Origin of the sequence: Pararhodospirillum photometricum DSM 122, assembly GCF_000284415.1 — a bacterium.
Taxonomy (GTDB): Bacteria; Pseudomonadota; Alphaproteobacteria; order Rhodospirillales; family Rhodospirillaceae; genus Pararhodospirillum; species Pararhodospirillum photometricum.
The window spans coordinates 2,971,947-2,985,824 of record NC_017059.1; the positions used below are offsets into that span (position 1 = coordinate 2,971,947).

Here is a 13,878-nt window from a genome sequence, read left to right on the forward strand (position 1 = left end):
GTGATCTGGTAACTGCTCACGGGGCGGTCGTGTCCCATTGCGTGGTGTAATAGGGTGGTCGCCGTTTTCTTTCCGGGAGGTTTGGCCGGAGTGATCAGGCCGCCGTGACGGACGGCAAGCATGAGAGGGGATCATCGCCCAAGGGGGCGACGGATTCCAGTGTCATATAGCGGGCACGTTGAACGGCCCATTCGTCATTTTGCTCCATCAAGATGGCCCCGATCAGACGAGTGATGGCGGCTTCGTTGGGAAAGATCCCCACGACGTCCGTGCGGCGCTTGATCTCCCCGTTGAGGCGTTCGGACACCTCGAAGAACCGAGTTTTTGGACGGTTTGGATAGGAAAACGGGGCGCCCGAGCTGAGACTGGGGGCTATTTCGGTCTGAATTCCGTGGTATTTGGGCCGTTACGGCCCCCTCTTCGGCCTTTCGGCCGTCATGCGGGCGCAGTTCTCCCGTCCCACCAGACTAGGCGGCGCATGTTGTAGACGAGATTGGCCATGCCGATCTTGGTTTTGGCCCTGGCGATGCCGATGGTGCGGACGAAGAGGGCCATCGGCCCTTTCTGGCACGCGAAGACATGCTCGACGGCCGAGCGCACCTTGGAGCGGGCGGCGTTGGCCTTAGCGTGGGCCTGTGACAGTGGTTTGCCCGGTGCCCGGCGAAAATGGACCTTCGAGCGCAGGCCCCGTTTCGCCATGAACTCCTCGTTCTTGCGCGAGCGATAGGCGGTATCTGCCCAGACGTCGGCACCAGTGTTGCCGCTGTCGAGCACCTCGCGGAAGCGGCGGCTGTCGTGCTCGGCGGCCGAGGACACCGCCCAGCGCCGGATGAAGCCGTGGCGCCGGTCGGTCGAGATGTGGTTCTTGTAACCGAATATCGGGATGGCGATCTCGACGCCCTTGGCGCCTTCCGCCTTCGGCGTCTTCGCTCTGGCCCTTTTCAGGGTCCAGCGAGCATCCCTGTCCTTCTGGGCCAGCTTGTGCGGGGTCTCTTCCCAGCCGTCAGGGATGCGCCCTTCGCGGATCGCCTGCTTCTCGTCGTCGTCGTTGCGCTGACGCGGCGCCGCCACAATGGTGGCGTCGATGATCTGCCCCGACATCGCCAGATAGCCGCCTTCCTTCAGCTTGGCGTCGAACACCGCGAACAGCTTCTCGATCGCGTTGGCCTCGGTCAGCGTCTCGCGGAACAGCCAGATCGTCTTGGCGTCCGGCGCCTTGTCCGCCAGCCCTAGGCCGAGAAAGCGTTTGAACGTCAGGCGGTCGTTGATCATGAACTCCGCCTGATCGTCGGACAGGTTGTACAGCGCCTGAAGCACCAGGATCTTAAACATCAAAACCGCGTCATGGGGCGGACGGCCGCCCCGGGCTCGGTCGCTGCGGTTCAACGCCTTGTCCAGCCGGTAGCGGAACGCCTCGAAGCTCACCACCCTCAGCAGCTTCTCCAGCGGGTCGCCCGCCTTCGACAACTCCGCATACCGCTCTTCAAGATCGAAGAACCCAGGCTGCCGACCCATCGTTCCCTCCAACACGGCCTGGGGCTTATTGAATCAGCAGACACCGCTCAGAGCCAGGGTTTTTCGAGGTGTCCGTTCGATGGGATTGGTGCTGTGGATTTTGGCCCGATGCTCCTTGGGGAAGGTCATGTACGCCAAGACGTCGCTTTCGGCCTCGTCAAGCAAGGCGGCAAGCTTGGGGACCTTGGGGCGCAGTTGGTCAGCCACCTGACGCCACTGCGCCCGGGCCGAAGCGACATCGTTTTGGGCGAAAGCCGTTCCGATAAAGGCGGCCACGACGCGCCGAGCGTTTTTGCCGGCATAAGCAAGAATGGTCCGCATGAAATGGACGCGATAGCGTTGCCAAGTGGCGCAAAATACCTTGGAAACGGCGGATTTGATGCCTTCATGGGCGTCTGAAATGACGAGTTTGACGCCTTTCAGGCCCCTTCGGTTCAGTTTGCGCAGGAAATCTGTCCAGAAGGGTTCCGCTTCCGACCGGCCGATATCCATGCCCAAGACTTCGCGCCGCCCATCGGCATTAACGGCAATGGCGATGGTCACGGCAACAGAGATGGTTCGATCGTCCTGGCGGACTTTCACGTATGTGGCGTCGATCCAGAGATACGGCCACTCTCCCTCGAGGGGTCGGGTCAGGAAAGCCTTCACGCGGTCGTCGATATCGGCGCACAGGCGGCTGACTTGGCTTTTGGACACCCCCGACATCCCCATAGCCTGCACCAGATCATCGACCGAACGGGTGGAAATACCCTGGATGTAGGCCTCCTGGATCACGGCGGTCAGAGCCTTCTCAGCCATACGCCGGGGCTCCAGGAACCCAGGGAAATAGCTTCCCTTGCGTAACTTGGGAATGCGCAACTCCACGGTTCCGGCCCGGGTTTCCCAATCGCGATCCCGGTACCCGTTGCGCTGCGCCAGCCGGTCCGGCGAGCGCTCCCCCAGAGCCGCCCCGGTACGGGCCTGCACCTCCAACTCCATCAGACGGTGCGTGGCAAAGCCGATCATGTCCCGCAGAACATCGGCATCGGCCCCCTTTTCCAGCATCGTGCGCAGTGCCATCATCTCGTCGGTCATCGTGGTCACCCTCGGTTAGGGTTTTGTTGTGGTGACCAAACGTTACCGAAGATCCACGATCCCCCCCTACCAGGATAGCCCCATAGGGCGGCGTAGCCGACCGGAGAGGCTATCCTGGTAGCACGCCTACACCACTCCTCGGGACACTATTCGGGCTCGTTTGAGTGGCATAGGGAACCTTTAGTAGCTAAAACACAGAAACACGATTTTACGATTATACGTATTTCTGCAAAAGCAGCTCGCGCACCTCGTCGGCAATCTTGGTGCCACGCATGGCGCATTGCGTTTTGATCGAGCGATGCAGACTCTCCGGCACGTCAATGGTGAGTCGCTTCATCGGCTCCGGCACGTTGCCAGTGCTGCGGCTCTCCACCCAGGCATCGGCGGCCGCCGACGCTGACTTGGCCGAGGGTTTGGTTCCAATCGAAATTTTTTTCGTGCTCATCGTGCGAACTCCATTAGTTCGGCCGCTACGGCTTCGATTTCGGTCGCTGCCGGGCCTTCCAGGTCAATCTCATGGACGGCCAGCCCCTGGGCTGCCGCCTCCGCAAACACCACGCGCTGCGTGACGCTGGCCGCCAGCGTCGGCACCGGGTAGGCCGCCAGCGCCTCTCCCACGTCCCGACCAATTACCGTATTTACGATTTTACGATTCACCACAAATGAAGTTTTAAGTTTTTCTTTATATACATGGGCTTCGTCGATTAGCTTCATGACCTCGTCGGCCGCCCAAATGTCGTAGGGCGAAGGCTGCACAGGGATCAGCACCACGTCAGCGGCCATGATGGCCGAGCGGGTAAGGTCGGTGACTCGCGGAGGGCCGTCGATGATGATGTGGTCGTAGCCTTGGCCAATCTGCCCGATTTCCTTATGAACGGTCGGCCGGGGCAACCCGACCACGGAAAACAGCGGGTCGCTCTGCCGGGCAGCGGCCCAATCCAAGGCACTACCCTGGGGGTCGGCGTCGATCAGCAGCACCCGCGCCCCGGTGCGAGCCAAACTTGCCGCTAGGTTTACGCTCAGGGTTGTTTTGCCGACTCCGCCTTTCTGATTCAGAAGTCCGACGATCATGTTTTCATCTTTTCTAATTTTGCGTTATTGGTGATTTACAGAAAATCGTAAAACATGCAAGCGGTCAAGACTCCTCTTTTTCAGCTTTCCGCCGGGCCAATTCGTTCCACCTCCAGCCGGAGGTCTCGGCCATGTCCTTGCGCAACCCGGCCACTTCGCCGGGAGGCAGCGCACGCATCTGCGGGCGCTCGCGTTCCTGATCGGCAAACTTTCTGGGCCAGGTCGCCAACGCGTCATTGTGAGGCCCGCCAAGATTTCGATCGATCGTGTCCCGTGGAGCGGTGTAGCAATCCGGGCCAGCGGCGCTGGCTCAACGCAACGGGTATCGCGAAAGGGACTGGGAGACGCGGACCGGGACGGTGGAGGCGCGCATCCCTCGCCTGCAGAAAGGCAGGTACCTGCCGAGCTTCATGGAACCACGCCGAATGGCGGAAAAGGCGCTGACCGCGGTGATCTAGGAAGCCTATGTGCAGGGCATCTCAACCCGTCCGGTGGATGAGCTTGGTCAAGGCGATGGGGGATGACTGGGATCTAGAAGAGCTAAGTTTCGCGCCTTTGCAGCGAGATCGACGGCAAGATCGCCACCTTCCTGGAGCGGTCGCTTGAGGGCATTGGCCCTATCTGGCTCGACGCGCACCTATGTAAAGGTGCGCCAGGACGGCCGCATCGTCAGCGTGGCGTTCTTGCCCGGGCGTCAGAAAGATGACCGGCATTCGGCGATCACCGAGTCGAGCCTGGACCGGTCCAGCCAGTGCGGGCCAGCGTGTCGATGAGCGTGCTGCGAGCGATGCCGAAGGTGCGGCAGACCGCCGCTTTGCTTGCCCCACCATCGAGGGCAGTGATGACCGCTTCCAGTTTTTCAGGCCCAATGGCGAGGGGCCGACCACCATGCCGGCCGCGCCGCCGCGCGGCTACTAGGCCTGCTTGTATTCGTTCGCGCGTCAAGGCACRTTCGTATTGGGCTAGGGCTCCGAAGATATGGAACAGAAGCTCCCCATGCGGGGTGTTCGTGTCCATGCCCTCCGTCAACGACCGGAACGCGACGCCGCCGTCGCGCAAACCGGTCATGATGTCGAGCAGGTGGGCCAATGAGCGGCCGAGGCGGTCGAGCTTCCACACCACCAGCGTGTCTCTAGGTTTCAGGAAACCCAGGCAGGCTTTGAGGCCGGGGCGGTCGTCGCGCGCGCCCGACGCCTTGTCCTCGAACAGGTGGCGGGCATCGACGCCAGCGGCAATCAGAGCATCACGCTGCAAGGCCGTGCTCTGCCGATCGCTGTCGGATGAAACGCGTGTGTAGCCGACCAGCATATACGGAAAACCCCTCTGCAGCGATTTCCGTGTAGCCTATCATTCCGACGGGGTTTCTCATACAGGAAAGGGGGCCTGAAAACCAATCCGCGGCAAGGCGGGTGAACCTGTCGGAAAACAGGTGGTTTCCGACGGCCACGAGGGCCTGAAGGCGGCGATCGCCAAGGTGCTGAACGCCACTTGGCAACGCTGCCGCGTCCACTTCATGCGAAATGTCCTGGCCCATGCCGGCAAACAAGGCCGCCGCGTCGTCTCGGCCTTCATCGGCACCGCTTTCGCCCAGGAAACCAACACCGCTGCCCATGCCCAATGGCGCCAGGTTGCTGATCACCTTCGCCCCAGGGCGCGCAAACTGGCCGACCTCATGGATAACGCGGAAATGGATGTCTTGGCTTACATGGACTTCCCGCAAGCTCATCGCGCCAAGCTGCACTCAACAAATCCGATCGAACGTCTCAACGGTGAAATCAAGCGCCGGACCGACGTTATCGGCATTTTCCCCAACGAAGACGCCATCGTTCGTCTGATCGGCGCCATTCTCCTCGAACAGAACGACGAATGGGCCGTCTAGCGCGCCCGCTATATGACCCTAGAATCCGTCGCCCCCTTGGGCGATGATCCCATCTCAAGCCTGCCGCTCGTCGCGGCCGGCTGATCACTCCGGCCAAACCAGCCGGAGATCAAACAGTGATCGCGCTGTTACACCACGTCCGGGGACACGATCAGACTTCCGCCAGGGCCAAAAGACGACGGGTCTGGTCCGCACAACGGGATGTGCGGGCCAAGGCGCGCAGGTCCTGCGCCGTGAAGTCCTCCTGAAGCCGAACCGCAGCCGCCATGGCAAACCTCCCTCCGTTTGACATGGTCAATCAGATCAGCGCTTTCTTGGGAAGCCCCTTCGTGAGTCTCCTTTAGCAGGATATGGTATAATACCCCTGCCCAATGGCGCCAGGTTGCTGATCAACTTCGCCCCAGGGCGCGCAAACTGGCCGACCTCATGGATGACGCGGAAATGGATGCCTTGGCTTACATGGACTTCCCACAAGCCCATCGCGCCAAGCTGCACTCGACAAATCCGATCGAACGTCTCAACGGTGAAATCAAGCGTCTGACCGACGTCGTCGGCATTTTCCCCAACGAGGACGCCATCGTTCGTCTGATCGGCGCTATTCTCCTCGAACAGAATGACAAATGGGCCGTCCAGCGCGCCCGGTATATGCCTCTGGAATCCGTCGCCCCCTTGGGCGATGATCCGCTCTCAAGCCTGCCGCCCGTCGCGGCGCTGATCACTCGAGCCATCCCTGCCGGAGATCAAACAGTGATTGCGGTGTTACACCACGTCCGGGGACGCGCTCTAAAATTTTGCATGAGTGCGCTCTATTTTTTCGATTCATCAAGATATTTTTCATTCGGAATGATTTCGGGAGAACGGCTTGCAAAGATGTGATCGATTTCGGATGATATGAGGGGATTGTCTTTTTCAACTGTCCTTTACTTGGAAAGCAACCGCTTATCGAAAGATGTCTTCTTTTTCAAAAAAATCGTGTGATGGCGAACCTGTTTTTGCTGAGGGTTTTTTTGCCCTAGGGAATGGCTTTGCCATGGAGGGACGCCGACTTGAGGCGCGCGATGCGTATCGTCGGGCTCTCGATCTATACCCGGAGTTCGCTGCCGCATCATGCAATCTGGGTCGTATCTTACGCGATCTTGGCGATCCGGCTAGCGCTGTCGATGCCTGTCGCCATGCACTTGCTTTGCGCCCTGACCTTTCGGAAGCTGCCCAGACCCTGGGAGCAGCCTTACTTGATCTGGGACAATACAACGAGGCCATAACAGTTTTTCAAAGTGCTCTTGTTAATAATCCAGAAAATTTAGATCTCTTATGTAATTTGGCAACGGCTTTGTTGCGAGCCGATCGGATAGAAGAGGCTCAGGAAAATTACAATAAAATTCTTAATAATAACCCAAATGAATATTTATCTTGGTTTAACCTAGGAACTCTATACCAGAGGCAGAACAAATTAGATAATGCTGAGAGTGCTTATCTTCAGTCAATACATCATTTTCCTGAATTTTATCTGGCGATTTATAATTTAGCAACTATTTATCAAGGGCAAGGGCGTATTGATGAAGCCATATCTCTCTATCGTAATTTAACGGAAACTGCCCCGCATATGGCTGATGCTCATTACAATTTGGGCATTCTGTATCATGATCGCGGCCATCTCGACGAAGCGGCAGATGCCTATAAAGCGGCAGCTCGCTGCCATCCAGCCCATATTGATGCTCTGACAAACTTTGGGACTGTTTTGCAGACGCAGCGCCGCCATGAAGAAGCGGTTGCGGTCTATCGCGAAGCTTTGTCCCAAGCGCCGGAAGCGATGGAGGTTAGGGTCAATCTAGGGGCAGCGCTCACTGACCTAGGACAGTTTGAAGAGGCTTCCCAGGTCCTTGGCGAAGCCACCAGAAGAGCTCCAGTCCCCGAAGCCTACTGGAACCTAGCTCTGCTTCAGCTCTCCAAGGGGGATTTTTTGTCTGGATGGGAGGGGTATGAGTGGCGCTGGAAAACTAAAGACTATGAAGGAGACCGGCGTACTGTAAACCAGCCACAATGGAGCGGTGAAGCAGGAGGCGGGCGTACAATTTTATTATATGCCGAACAAGGATTGGGAGATACGATTCAGTTTTGTCGTTATATACCTTATGTTATTAAGCGAGGCTGGCAGATTATTCTCGAAGTCCAAAGTCCTTTATTTGAATTAATGAAAAGCTTTGCTAATGTGACCGTTATTCGCCAGGGCGAAAACGAGCCTTCCTACGATATGCATTGCTCTCTTATGAGTCTCCCACGCGCTTTTAAAACAACTATAGAAACAATTCCTTCTCAGGTGCCATATCTCCGTGCCCCCTCTGATCGGGTTTCCCAAGCCCGGGCCCGTTTAGGTGAGGGGGTCAAGGTGGGTATGGTGTGGGCAGGAAATCCGGCGCACCGCAATGATCGTGAACGCTCCATTCTTTTGGAGAACCTCTTTTCACTTCTAAATGTTCCAAAAATAAAATTTTTCAGCCTTCAAAAGGAAATAAGACCTATAGATAAAGATGCATTCGCTCATCTCCCCATCATTGATCTAAGTCCTTATCTTAAAAATTTTTCTGAAACAGCTGCATTTATTGAATCTCTTGACTTAATTATTAGCGTTGACACGTCAGTAGCTCACTTGGCAGGGGCTTTAGGACGCCCAACGTGGGTGCTTTTGCCCTCAGTTCCTGATTGGCGTTGGCTTCTGGAACGAGAGGATAGTCCTTGGTATCCGACAATGCGTCTATTCCGCCAGAAAAACCGGGAGAACTGGGGTGATGTGGTTGCTCGCTTAGTTTCAGAACTTTCCTTTTTTAGGGTCTGTTAAAGTTCAGGATTTGAACCATCTTGGATCGTGTCCCAGGACGTGGTGCAATACCAAATCTTATTGGCTCCTCGACGTTTCAAGTGGATTTGATGATGCCGCCGAGGGGTGCGGCGATGAGGTAGATCATGGTGGTGAAGGTGTGGATATTGCGGTAGCCGCGCGCCCTTACGCGTGCTGCCTGGAAGATGCCGTTGAGGGCCTCCATGCGGCGGTGGGTGATCTTGTTTTTCTGCCCGATGCGGGCTTTGTCCTGCCACCAGATCTCTATGGGCTTGCCTGCCGCTTCATGGGCCGCGATCTTGTCCAGGCGGGCGGGGAAGTTTTTTTGAATGTCTCCGGTGCCTCGGCGTCCTGGGCATGATGGCGAGGGCGTGCTGATAACTTGCGGAATCCCATGGCACGCAGCTCCCGGCTGAGCGTCTGTTTGCTGATCGACACGCGGAATTCCTCACACAGTCCTTGCGCCAAATCGACCAACCGCCAGCGGACGATGCCATGGATGGCCGGGACTGGACCTGCTTCCACCCTCTCGGCCAAGGCTTGGCGTTGGGCTTCGTTGAGGATGGAGGGATTGCAAGGGGCCTTGGTCATTGATGGCCCAACCCAGTCCCGCAAAGTCTGCAATCCCATGGCTTCGAGCCGAGTTGCAACCGCCATAGCAAATCTTCCTCCGTTTGCCAAGTGAATCAGATTAGCGCCCTTTCAGGAAACCCTCTGTGAGTTTCCCTTACAAAAACGTGGTGTAAATTCTACTTGACAGAAAAATATATCTAATATATTCTAGTTTATCATGTCAAAAATTAATTGCCAACAGGAGTTATCTGTGCAGCAAAATAATATTCAGCTTTTTGTCCCAGTTTTCGGGTTCAAGATGCCTTGATGAAATCCAAGTTGCTTTGAAAAGCTGGACAGGTCTTGGATTTAAGACTGTAGAATTTGAAGAAGCTTGGAATAAGTATACCGGTCACAACCATTCTCATTTCCTGTCATCTGCCACAGCAGGGCTTCATCTATCTAATAAAAATTTTCAAAGAAGTTTATGGGTAGGAAGATGGGATGAAGTTATCTCTACTCCATTACATTTGTTCAACCAATCATGCTATTCGCTATGAGCACGGGGTTGGTCGTTTAGCGATGAGGGAAGAGAGAATTTTCCGCTGAAAGGCGGAAAGAGGGCGATAACGGGTTGCCAAGCGGTCGTCGCTGGATTCGCATACGAGCATGATCAAAAAGGGCTTCTTGAGCGCGGAAGAACGACAAGGGTTGCTGGTTCAGGTTCGGCGTCCGTCTGGGGTGCACGGGCCGGCACGGCGTGCCCATGTGATTTTGTTGCTCGACGACGGCCTGTCTGTGCCGGAAGTGGCGCGGCTCATGTATTTGGATGATGACACGGTCTACCAATGGCATCGGCGTTGGATCGACGGGGGACCGGCGCGGTTGTCCGAGTTTGGCTGGAAGGGGTCGTCGCCTCGACTGTCCTTGGAAGACGAGGTGGCGCTGGTCGATGTGCTGAAGAGCCGGCTGTTCACGACCACGGTGGAGGTGACCGCCCTAGTCGAGGAGCGGTTTGCCGTGCGTTACAGCCGATCTGGGATGATCAAGCTGCTCCACCGGCTGGGCTTTGAATATCGCAAGCCCAAGGCTTTGCCGCGGCTGCCCCCGGTCGAGACGCAAGAGGCGTTCGTGGCGGCTTACGAGAGCATGCTCAACGGGTTGGACGCCAAGGACCAAGTGGTGTTCGGCGATGCCGTCCATCCCGAACACCAGACCCGTCCGGCGTCTGGCTGAATCTTGAAGGGCGATCGGGTGGCGGTGTCCCGCACCACCGGCCGGCAAAGGCTCAACCTGCACGGGGCACTCAATCTGGAGACCGGCGCCTGCCACATGGTTGAAGCCGAGGTGGTGAACGCCGAAACCACCATCGCGCTGTTGTCCCGCTTGCTAACCGCCTATCCGGAGGCCGGGACGATCCACGTCATTCTTGATAACGCCCGATACCATCACGCGAAAATCGTCGGGGAACGGCTGAAAACCGACGGACGAAGGCTCAATCTGATCTTTCTGCCGCCGTATGCTCCCAACCTTAACGCCATCGAACGGCTGTGGGCGGTCTTGCACCAAACCGTGACCCATAACAAATTCTACCAATCTTTCAACGACTTCATCAAAGCCATCCGAACCTTCGTCCGGGATACCCTGCCGACTCAATGGGACCGGATCAGGGACGTCGTCTCCGATACGTTCCATATTATCAACAGGGACGATTTCCGGGTTTTGGCGTAGATGGGGTATAGTGAGATTTGGTATCAGCCGGTCGCGCACCAAGTATGCCGTCCAACCCAGCGCCAGACCGTGCAGCGACTGCAACACCAGCATTTTGAATTTCAAAACCACGTCGAAGCCGGGCCGACCGCCCTTTGAGGGGGCGCTCCGTCGCCGGACCGCACGCTCCAGGATCGTAACTGCTCACGGGGCTGGTCGGAGACTGTTGCGGTCGGGGTGGAAATGTGAGTCACTCCAGGGATGGAAGAGACACCACGTTATCGCCTGGACACCTCGAAAAACCCTGGCTCTGAGCGGTGTCTGCTGATTCAATAAGCCCCAGGCCGTGTTGGAGGGAACGATGGGTCGGCAGCCTGGGTTCTTCGATCTTGAAGAGCGGTATGCGGAGTTGTCGAAGGCGGGCGACCCGCTGGAGAAGCTGCTGAGGGTGGTGAGCTTCGAGGCGTTCCGCTACCGGCTGGACAAGGCGTTGAACCGCAGCGACCGAGCCCGGGGCGGCCGTCCGCCCCATGACGCGGTTTTGATGTTTAAGATCCTGGTGCTTCAGGCGCTGTACAACCTGTCCGACGATCAGGCGGAGTTCATGATCAACGACCGCCTGACGTTCAAACGCTTTCTCGGCCTAGGGCTGGCGGACAAGGCGCCGGACGCCAAGACGATCTGGCTGTTCCGCGAGACGCTGACCGAGGCCAACGCGATCGAGAAGCTGTTCGCGGTGTTCGACGCCAAGCTGAAGGAAGTGGCTTTGCCGGGTAAGGAGGCATCATGACAACTCTCACTGAAACCCTGCATGCCGGCGCGTTCCTCGTCTCCGAGGGCAATGGCTCCATTTCCCGTGAGCGCATTACTGTCGTATCCGGCCAGGATCTCCAGGCCGGCGCTGTGCTGGGTAAGGTCACGGCCTCGGGCAAATACGCCGCTTACGACAACGGCGCTTCCGATGGCACCCAAGCCGCTGCTGGCATTTTGTTTGCCTCTGTGGACGCTTCGGGCGGGGATGCTCACGGGGTGGCTGTCGTGCGCCTCGCTGAGGTTGCCAAGGCGGCCCTCGTCTTTGGCTCAGGCCAGGACGCCACGGCCAAAACGGCGGCCTACGCCGACCTGGCCGCCCTCACCATTATCGCCCGCTGACCGCCGGGCCACCAAGGAGACCTTGAGCCATGGCGACCATGGACATTTTTGCCAGCGACGCTTTCAGGGTGACGTCGTTGTCTGGCTCGCTGGACAAGCTGGGGTATGTGCCCAGCTTCCTGCGCAGTCTTCCCGGTCTGTATGTGCCGGCTCCGGTGCGGACGGAATCCATTTTCATCGAGGAGCGCGAAAACGCTCCGGCCCTGATCCAGACTTCCGAGCGCGGTGAGGCGCCTGGGCGGCGCATTGGCGAGAAGCGCAAGGTGCGCGGCTTCAAGACGGTTCGACTGGCCCAGGCGTCGCGCATCCACGCCAGCGAACTCCAGAACATCCGCGCGTTCGGTTCCGAGAGTGAGTTGGCCCAGGTCCAGGTCGAAGTGGCGCGCCGGCAAGTGCTGATGCGCCGGGACTTCGAATTGACCTTCGAGAACATGTTCTTGGGAATGGTCCAGGGTTTAGCCGTCGATGCCGATGGCTCGACTTTGTACGACTGGGCGACGGAGTTCGGCCAGACGATCCCGGCCGAAATCGACTTCGACTTGGACAATGCGACCCCAGCTTCGGGGCCGTGCCTTCCCTTCCTCACGCATACGGGTTCTTGGTCGCCCGGAACAGCAGCCGGATCGGAATCCCTGCCATGTCGAAATCCTCGCGCAACCCACTGGTCAGGTAGCGCACATAAGACTCCGGCAAATCATCCGGCCGCGTCATGAACAAGGCAAAGGTCGGCGGGCGGATCTTGGCCTGGGTGGCATAGCGGATCTTCAGGCGCCGCCCGTGCTTTCCAAGGGGCAGGGGATGGCGCTCCAGCATCCCCTGGAGCCAGCGGTTCAAGCGGCTGGTAGAGACCCGGCGGTTCCAGCGCCCATGCACCAGCAACACCGCCTCCATCAACTGATCCAGGCCGCGCCCCTGCAACGCCGACAAGGTGACATTGGGCACGCCGCGCACCTGGGCCAGCGAGCTTTCCAGCCGGTCGGCCACCCGTTGCAAGGTCGCGCCGCGATCGGTGCAGGCATCCCATTTGTTGACGCCGATGACCAGGGCGCGCCCCTCGTCCACCACCATGCGCGCGATGGTCAGGTCCTGGCGGTCCATCACCATGTTGGCATCCAGGAGCAAGACACAGACCTCGGCGAGCCGGATGGCATTGAGGGTCTCGGCGACCATCAGCTTTTCCAGGCTGTTTTCGATGCGGGCCTTGCGCCGCAGGCCGGCGGTATCGACGAGACGGAACCGCCGTCCCCCCCACCCCCAGTCCACGGCGATGGCATCGCGAGTGACTCCGGCCTCGGGGCCTGTGACCAGACGCTCTTCGCCCAAGAGGCGGTTGATGAGGGTGGATTTGCCCGTGTTGGGACGGCCGACGATGGCGACCTGGATGGGCCGTTCGCCGCGCGGGTCGATGGCCTCCACGGCAAAGTCATTGTCTTCGCCGTCCGCCAGCTCGATGTCGTCGGGCTCCAGGGCATCAAGGGCGGCGCCATCGGGTCCGACGTCGCGGGCTTGGGCGCCGGCGGCCAGCAGCGCGGCATAGGCGGCGTCGGCCTCGGCCTTGGCTTCTTCGGCCATGTGGGCATCGTGGAAGGGCCGCAGGGCATCGTAGAGGACGCCAAGCCCTTCGCCATGCTCGGCCGACAGCGGAACCGGATCGCCCAGCCCCAACCCATAGGCTTCGTACAGCCCGCCTTTGCCGGCGCCGCCTTCGCATTTGTTCGCAACCAGGATCACCGGGATCGGCGCCTTGCGCAGCAGGTCGGCGAAGTGGGCATCAAGGGGTGTGACGCCGGCCCGGGCATCGATCAACATCAAGGCGACATGCGCCTCGGTCAAGGCCCGGTCGGTTTGCTGGCGCATCCGGCCTTCCAGGACCTCCGGGCCCGCTTCTTCCAGGCCGGCGGTATCGACGATGCGGAAGCTGAGGTCGGCCAGCCGGCCCGGCGCCTCGCGCCGATCCCGGGTGACCCCCGGGCATATCGTGCACGATGGCGAGGCGCCGGCCTGCCAAGCGATTGAACAAAGTAGACTTGCCGACGTTGGGCCGGCCGATGATGGCAACGGTGAACATGGGAAACCCCGGGTCGGGGAG

General features: G+C 58.8%; 11 protein-coding genes and 8 pseudogenes. 10 read left to right on the forward strand and 9 right to left on the reverse strand.

What is annotated here, in order from left to right; genetic code table 11:
• Positions 1-94 precede the first annotated feature (94 nt).
• From RSPPHO_RS13290 to parA, 5 genes and pseudogenes are all read right to left on the reverse strand, one after another.
• Positions 95-304 (reverse strand): annotated as a pseudogene (locus RSPPHO_RS13290) (transposase); the annotation flags it as partial.
• A gap of 131 nt (positions 305-435) precedes the next feature.
• Positions 436-1,515, reverse strand: coding sequence for an IS5 family transposase (locus tag RSPPHO_RS13295; protein WP_041795552.1), 1,080 nt, complete (start codon positions 1,513-1,515; stop codon positions 436-438).
• Positions 1,516-1,587: 72 nt separating this feature from the next.
• Positions 1,588-2,589 (reverse strand): annotated as a pseudogene (locus RSPPHO_RS13300) (IS256 family transposase); the annotation flags it as partial.
• Between the two features lie 214 nt (positions 2,590-2,803).
• Positions 2,804-3,034, reverse strand: a complete 231-nt coding sequence (locus tag RSPPHO_RS13305; protein ID WP_014415732.1) for a hypothetical protein — start codon at positions 3,032-3,034, stop codon at positions 2,804-2,806.
• Positions 3,031-3,660, reverse strand: coding sequence for a ParA family partition ATPase (gene parA, locus RSPPHO_RS13310; RefSeq protein WP_014415733.1), 630 nt, complete (start codon positions 3,658-3,660; stop codon positions 3,031-3,033). Before parA ends, RSPPHO_RS13305 begins: the two co-directional genes overlap by 4 nt.
• 305 nt (positions 3,661-3,965) lie before the next feature.
• Between parA and RSPPHO_RS19300 the strand changes: the two are divergent.
• Positions 3,966-4,340 (forward strand): annotated as a pseudogene (locus tag RSPPHO_RS19300) (transposase); the annotation flags it as partial.
• Between the two features lie 40 nt (positions 4,341-4,380).
• Here the strand turns inward: RSPPHO_RS19300 and RSPPHO_RS13315 are convergent.
• Positions 4,381-4,968, reverse strand: coding sequence for a recombinase family protein (locus RSPPHO_RS13315; RefSeq protein ID WP_041795553.1), 588 nt, complete (start codon positions 4,966-4,968; stop codon positions 4,381-4,383).
• 115 nt (positions 4,969-5,083) lie between these two features.
• Between RSPPHO_RS13315 and RSPPHO_RS13320 the strand changes: the two are divergent.
• The 3 genes and pseudogenes from RSPPHO_RS13320 to RSPPHO_RS19310 form a co-directional block, all read left to right on the forward strand.
• A pseudogene (locus tag RSPPHO_RS13320) lies at positions 5,084-5,623 on the forward strand (transposase); the annotation flags it as partial.
• A 285-nt stretch (positions 5,624-5,908) separates the two neighbouring features.
• A pseudogene (locus RSPPHO_RS19305) lies at positions 5,909-6,238 on the forward strand (transposase); the annotation flags it as partial.
• A 250-nt stretch (positions 6,239-6,488) separates the two neighbouring features.
• A complete protein-coding gene (locus RSPPHO_RS19310; RefSeq protein WP_081581783.1) occupies positions 6,489-8,375 on the forward strand; it encodes a tetratricopeptide repeat protein in 1,887 nt (628 codons plus the stop codon).
• A 76-nt stretch (positions 8,376-8,451) separates the two neighbouring features.
• Here the strand turns inward: RSPPHO_RS19310 and RSPPHO_RS21760 are convergent, their stop codons facing one another.
• Together RSPPHO_RS21760 and RSPPHO_RS20585 are read right to left on the reverse strand one after the other, a co-directional pair.
• Positions 8,452-8,580, reverse strand: a complete 129-nt coding sequence (locus RSPPHO_RS21760) for an ISL3 family transposase (RefSeq protein ID WP_014415736.1) — start codon at positions 8,578-8,580, stop codon at positions 8,452-8,454.
• 59 nt (positions 8,581-8,639) lie between these two features.
• Entirely contained in the window at positions 8,640-9,032 is a 393-nt protein-coding gene (locus RSPPHO_RS20585) for a helix-turn-helix domain-containing protein (protein ID WP_069187532.1), read from the reverse strand.
• A gap of 239 nt (positions 9,033-9,271) precedes the next feature.
• Between RSPPHO_RS20585 and RSPPHO_RS22070 the strand changes: the two genes are divergently transcribed.
• From RSPPHO_RS22070 to RSPPHO_RS21250, 6 genes and pseudogenes are all read left to right on the forward strand, one after another.
• Positions 9,272-9,487, forward strand: coding sequence for a DegT/DnrJ/EryC1/StrS family aminotransferase (locus RSPPHO_RS22070; protein ID WP_422610599.1), 216 nt, complete (start codon positions 9,272-9,274; stop codon positions 9,485-9,487).
• A 109-nt stretch (positions 9,488-9,596) separates the two neighbouring features.
• A complete protein-coding gene (locus RSPPHO_RS19320) occupies positions 9,597-10,163 on the forward strand; it encodes a helix-turn-helix domain-containing protein (RefSeq protein ID WP_014415737.1) in 567 nt (188 codons plus the stop codon).
• A gap of 18 nt (positions 10,164-10,181) precedes the next feature.
• A complete protein-coding gene (locus tag RSPPHO_RS19325; protein ID WP_051013882.1) occupies positions 10,182-10,658 on the forward strand; it encodes an IS630 family transposase in 477 nt (158 codons plus the stop codon).
• A gap of 340 nt (positions 10,659-10,998) precedes the next feature.
• Positions 10,999-11,397 (forward strand): annotated as a pseudogene (locus RSPPHO_RS13340) (transposase); the annotation flags it as partial.
• A gap of 26 nt (positions 11,398-11,423) precedes the next feature.
• The gene (locus RSPPHO_RS13345) at positions 11,424-11,789 is read left to right on the forward strand and encodes a head decoration protein (RefSeq protein ID WP_014415739.1); all 366 of its coding nucleotides are present in this window, start codon (positions 11,424-11,426) and stop codon (positions 11,787-11,789) included.
• Positions 11,790-11,827: 38 nt separating this feature from the next.
• Positions 11,828-12,343: pseudogene (locus RSPPHO_RS21250) on the forward strand (major capsid protein); the annotation flags it as partial.
• A 28-nt stretch (positions 12,344-12,371) separates the two neighbouring features.
• On the opposite strand, the pseudogene der reads toward RSPPHO_RS21250, so the two are convergent.
• Positions 12,372-13,857 (reverse strand): annotated as a pseudogene (gene der, locus RSPPHO_RS13350) (ribosome biogenesis GTPase Der).
• Between the last annotated feature and the right edge of the window lie 21 nt (positions 13,858-13,878).

Bases quoted from the DNA above. Each gene is read 5' to 3' on its own strand.
- RSPPHO_RS13295 (WP_041795552.1), bottom strand. From the start codon at position 1,515: ATGGGTCGGCAGCCTGGGTTCTTCGATCTTGAAGAGCGGTATGCGGAG.
- RSPPHO_RS13305 (WP_014415732.1), bottom strand. From the start codon at position 3,034: ATGAGCACGAAAAAAATTTCGATTGGAACCAAACCCTCGGCCAAGTCA.
- parA (WP_014415733.1), bottom strand. From the start codon at position 3,660: ATGATCGTCGGACTTCTGAATCAGAAAGGCGGAGTCGGCAAAACAACC.
- RSPPHO_RS19310 (WP_081581783.1), top strand. From the start codon at position 6,489: ATGTCTTCTTTTTCAAAAAAATCGTGTGATGGCGAACCTGTTTTTGCT.
- RSPPHO_RS21760 (WP_014415736.1), bottom strand. From the start codon at position 8,580: ATGGAGGCCCTCAACGGCATCTTCCAGGCAGCACGCGTAAGGGCGCGC.
- RSPPHO_RS20585 (WP_069187532.1), bottom strand. From the start codon at position 9,032: ATGGCGGTTGCAACTCGGCTCGAAGCCATGGGATTGCAGACTTTGCGG.
- RSPPHO_RS19320 (WP_014415737.1), top strand. From the start codon at position 9,597: ATGATCAAAAAGGGCTTCTTGAGCGCGGAAGAACGACAAGGGTTGCTG.
- RSPPHO_RS13345 (WP_014415739.1), top strand. From the start codon at position 11,424: ATGACAACTCTCACTGAAACCCTGCATGCCGGCGCGTTCCTCGTCTCC.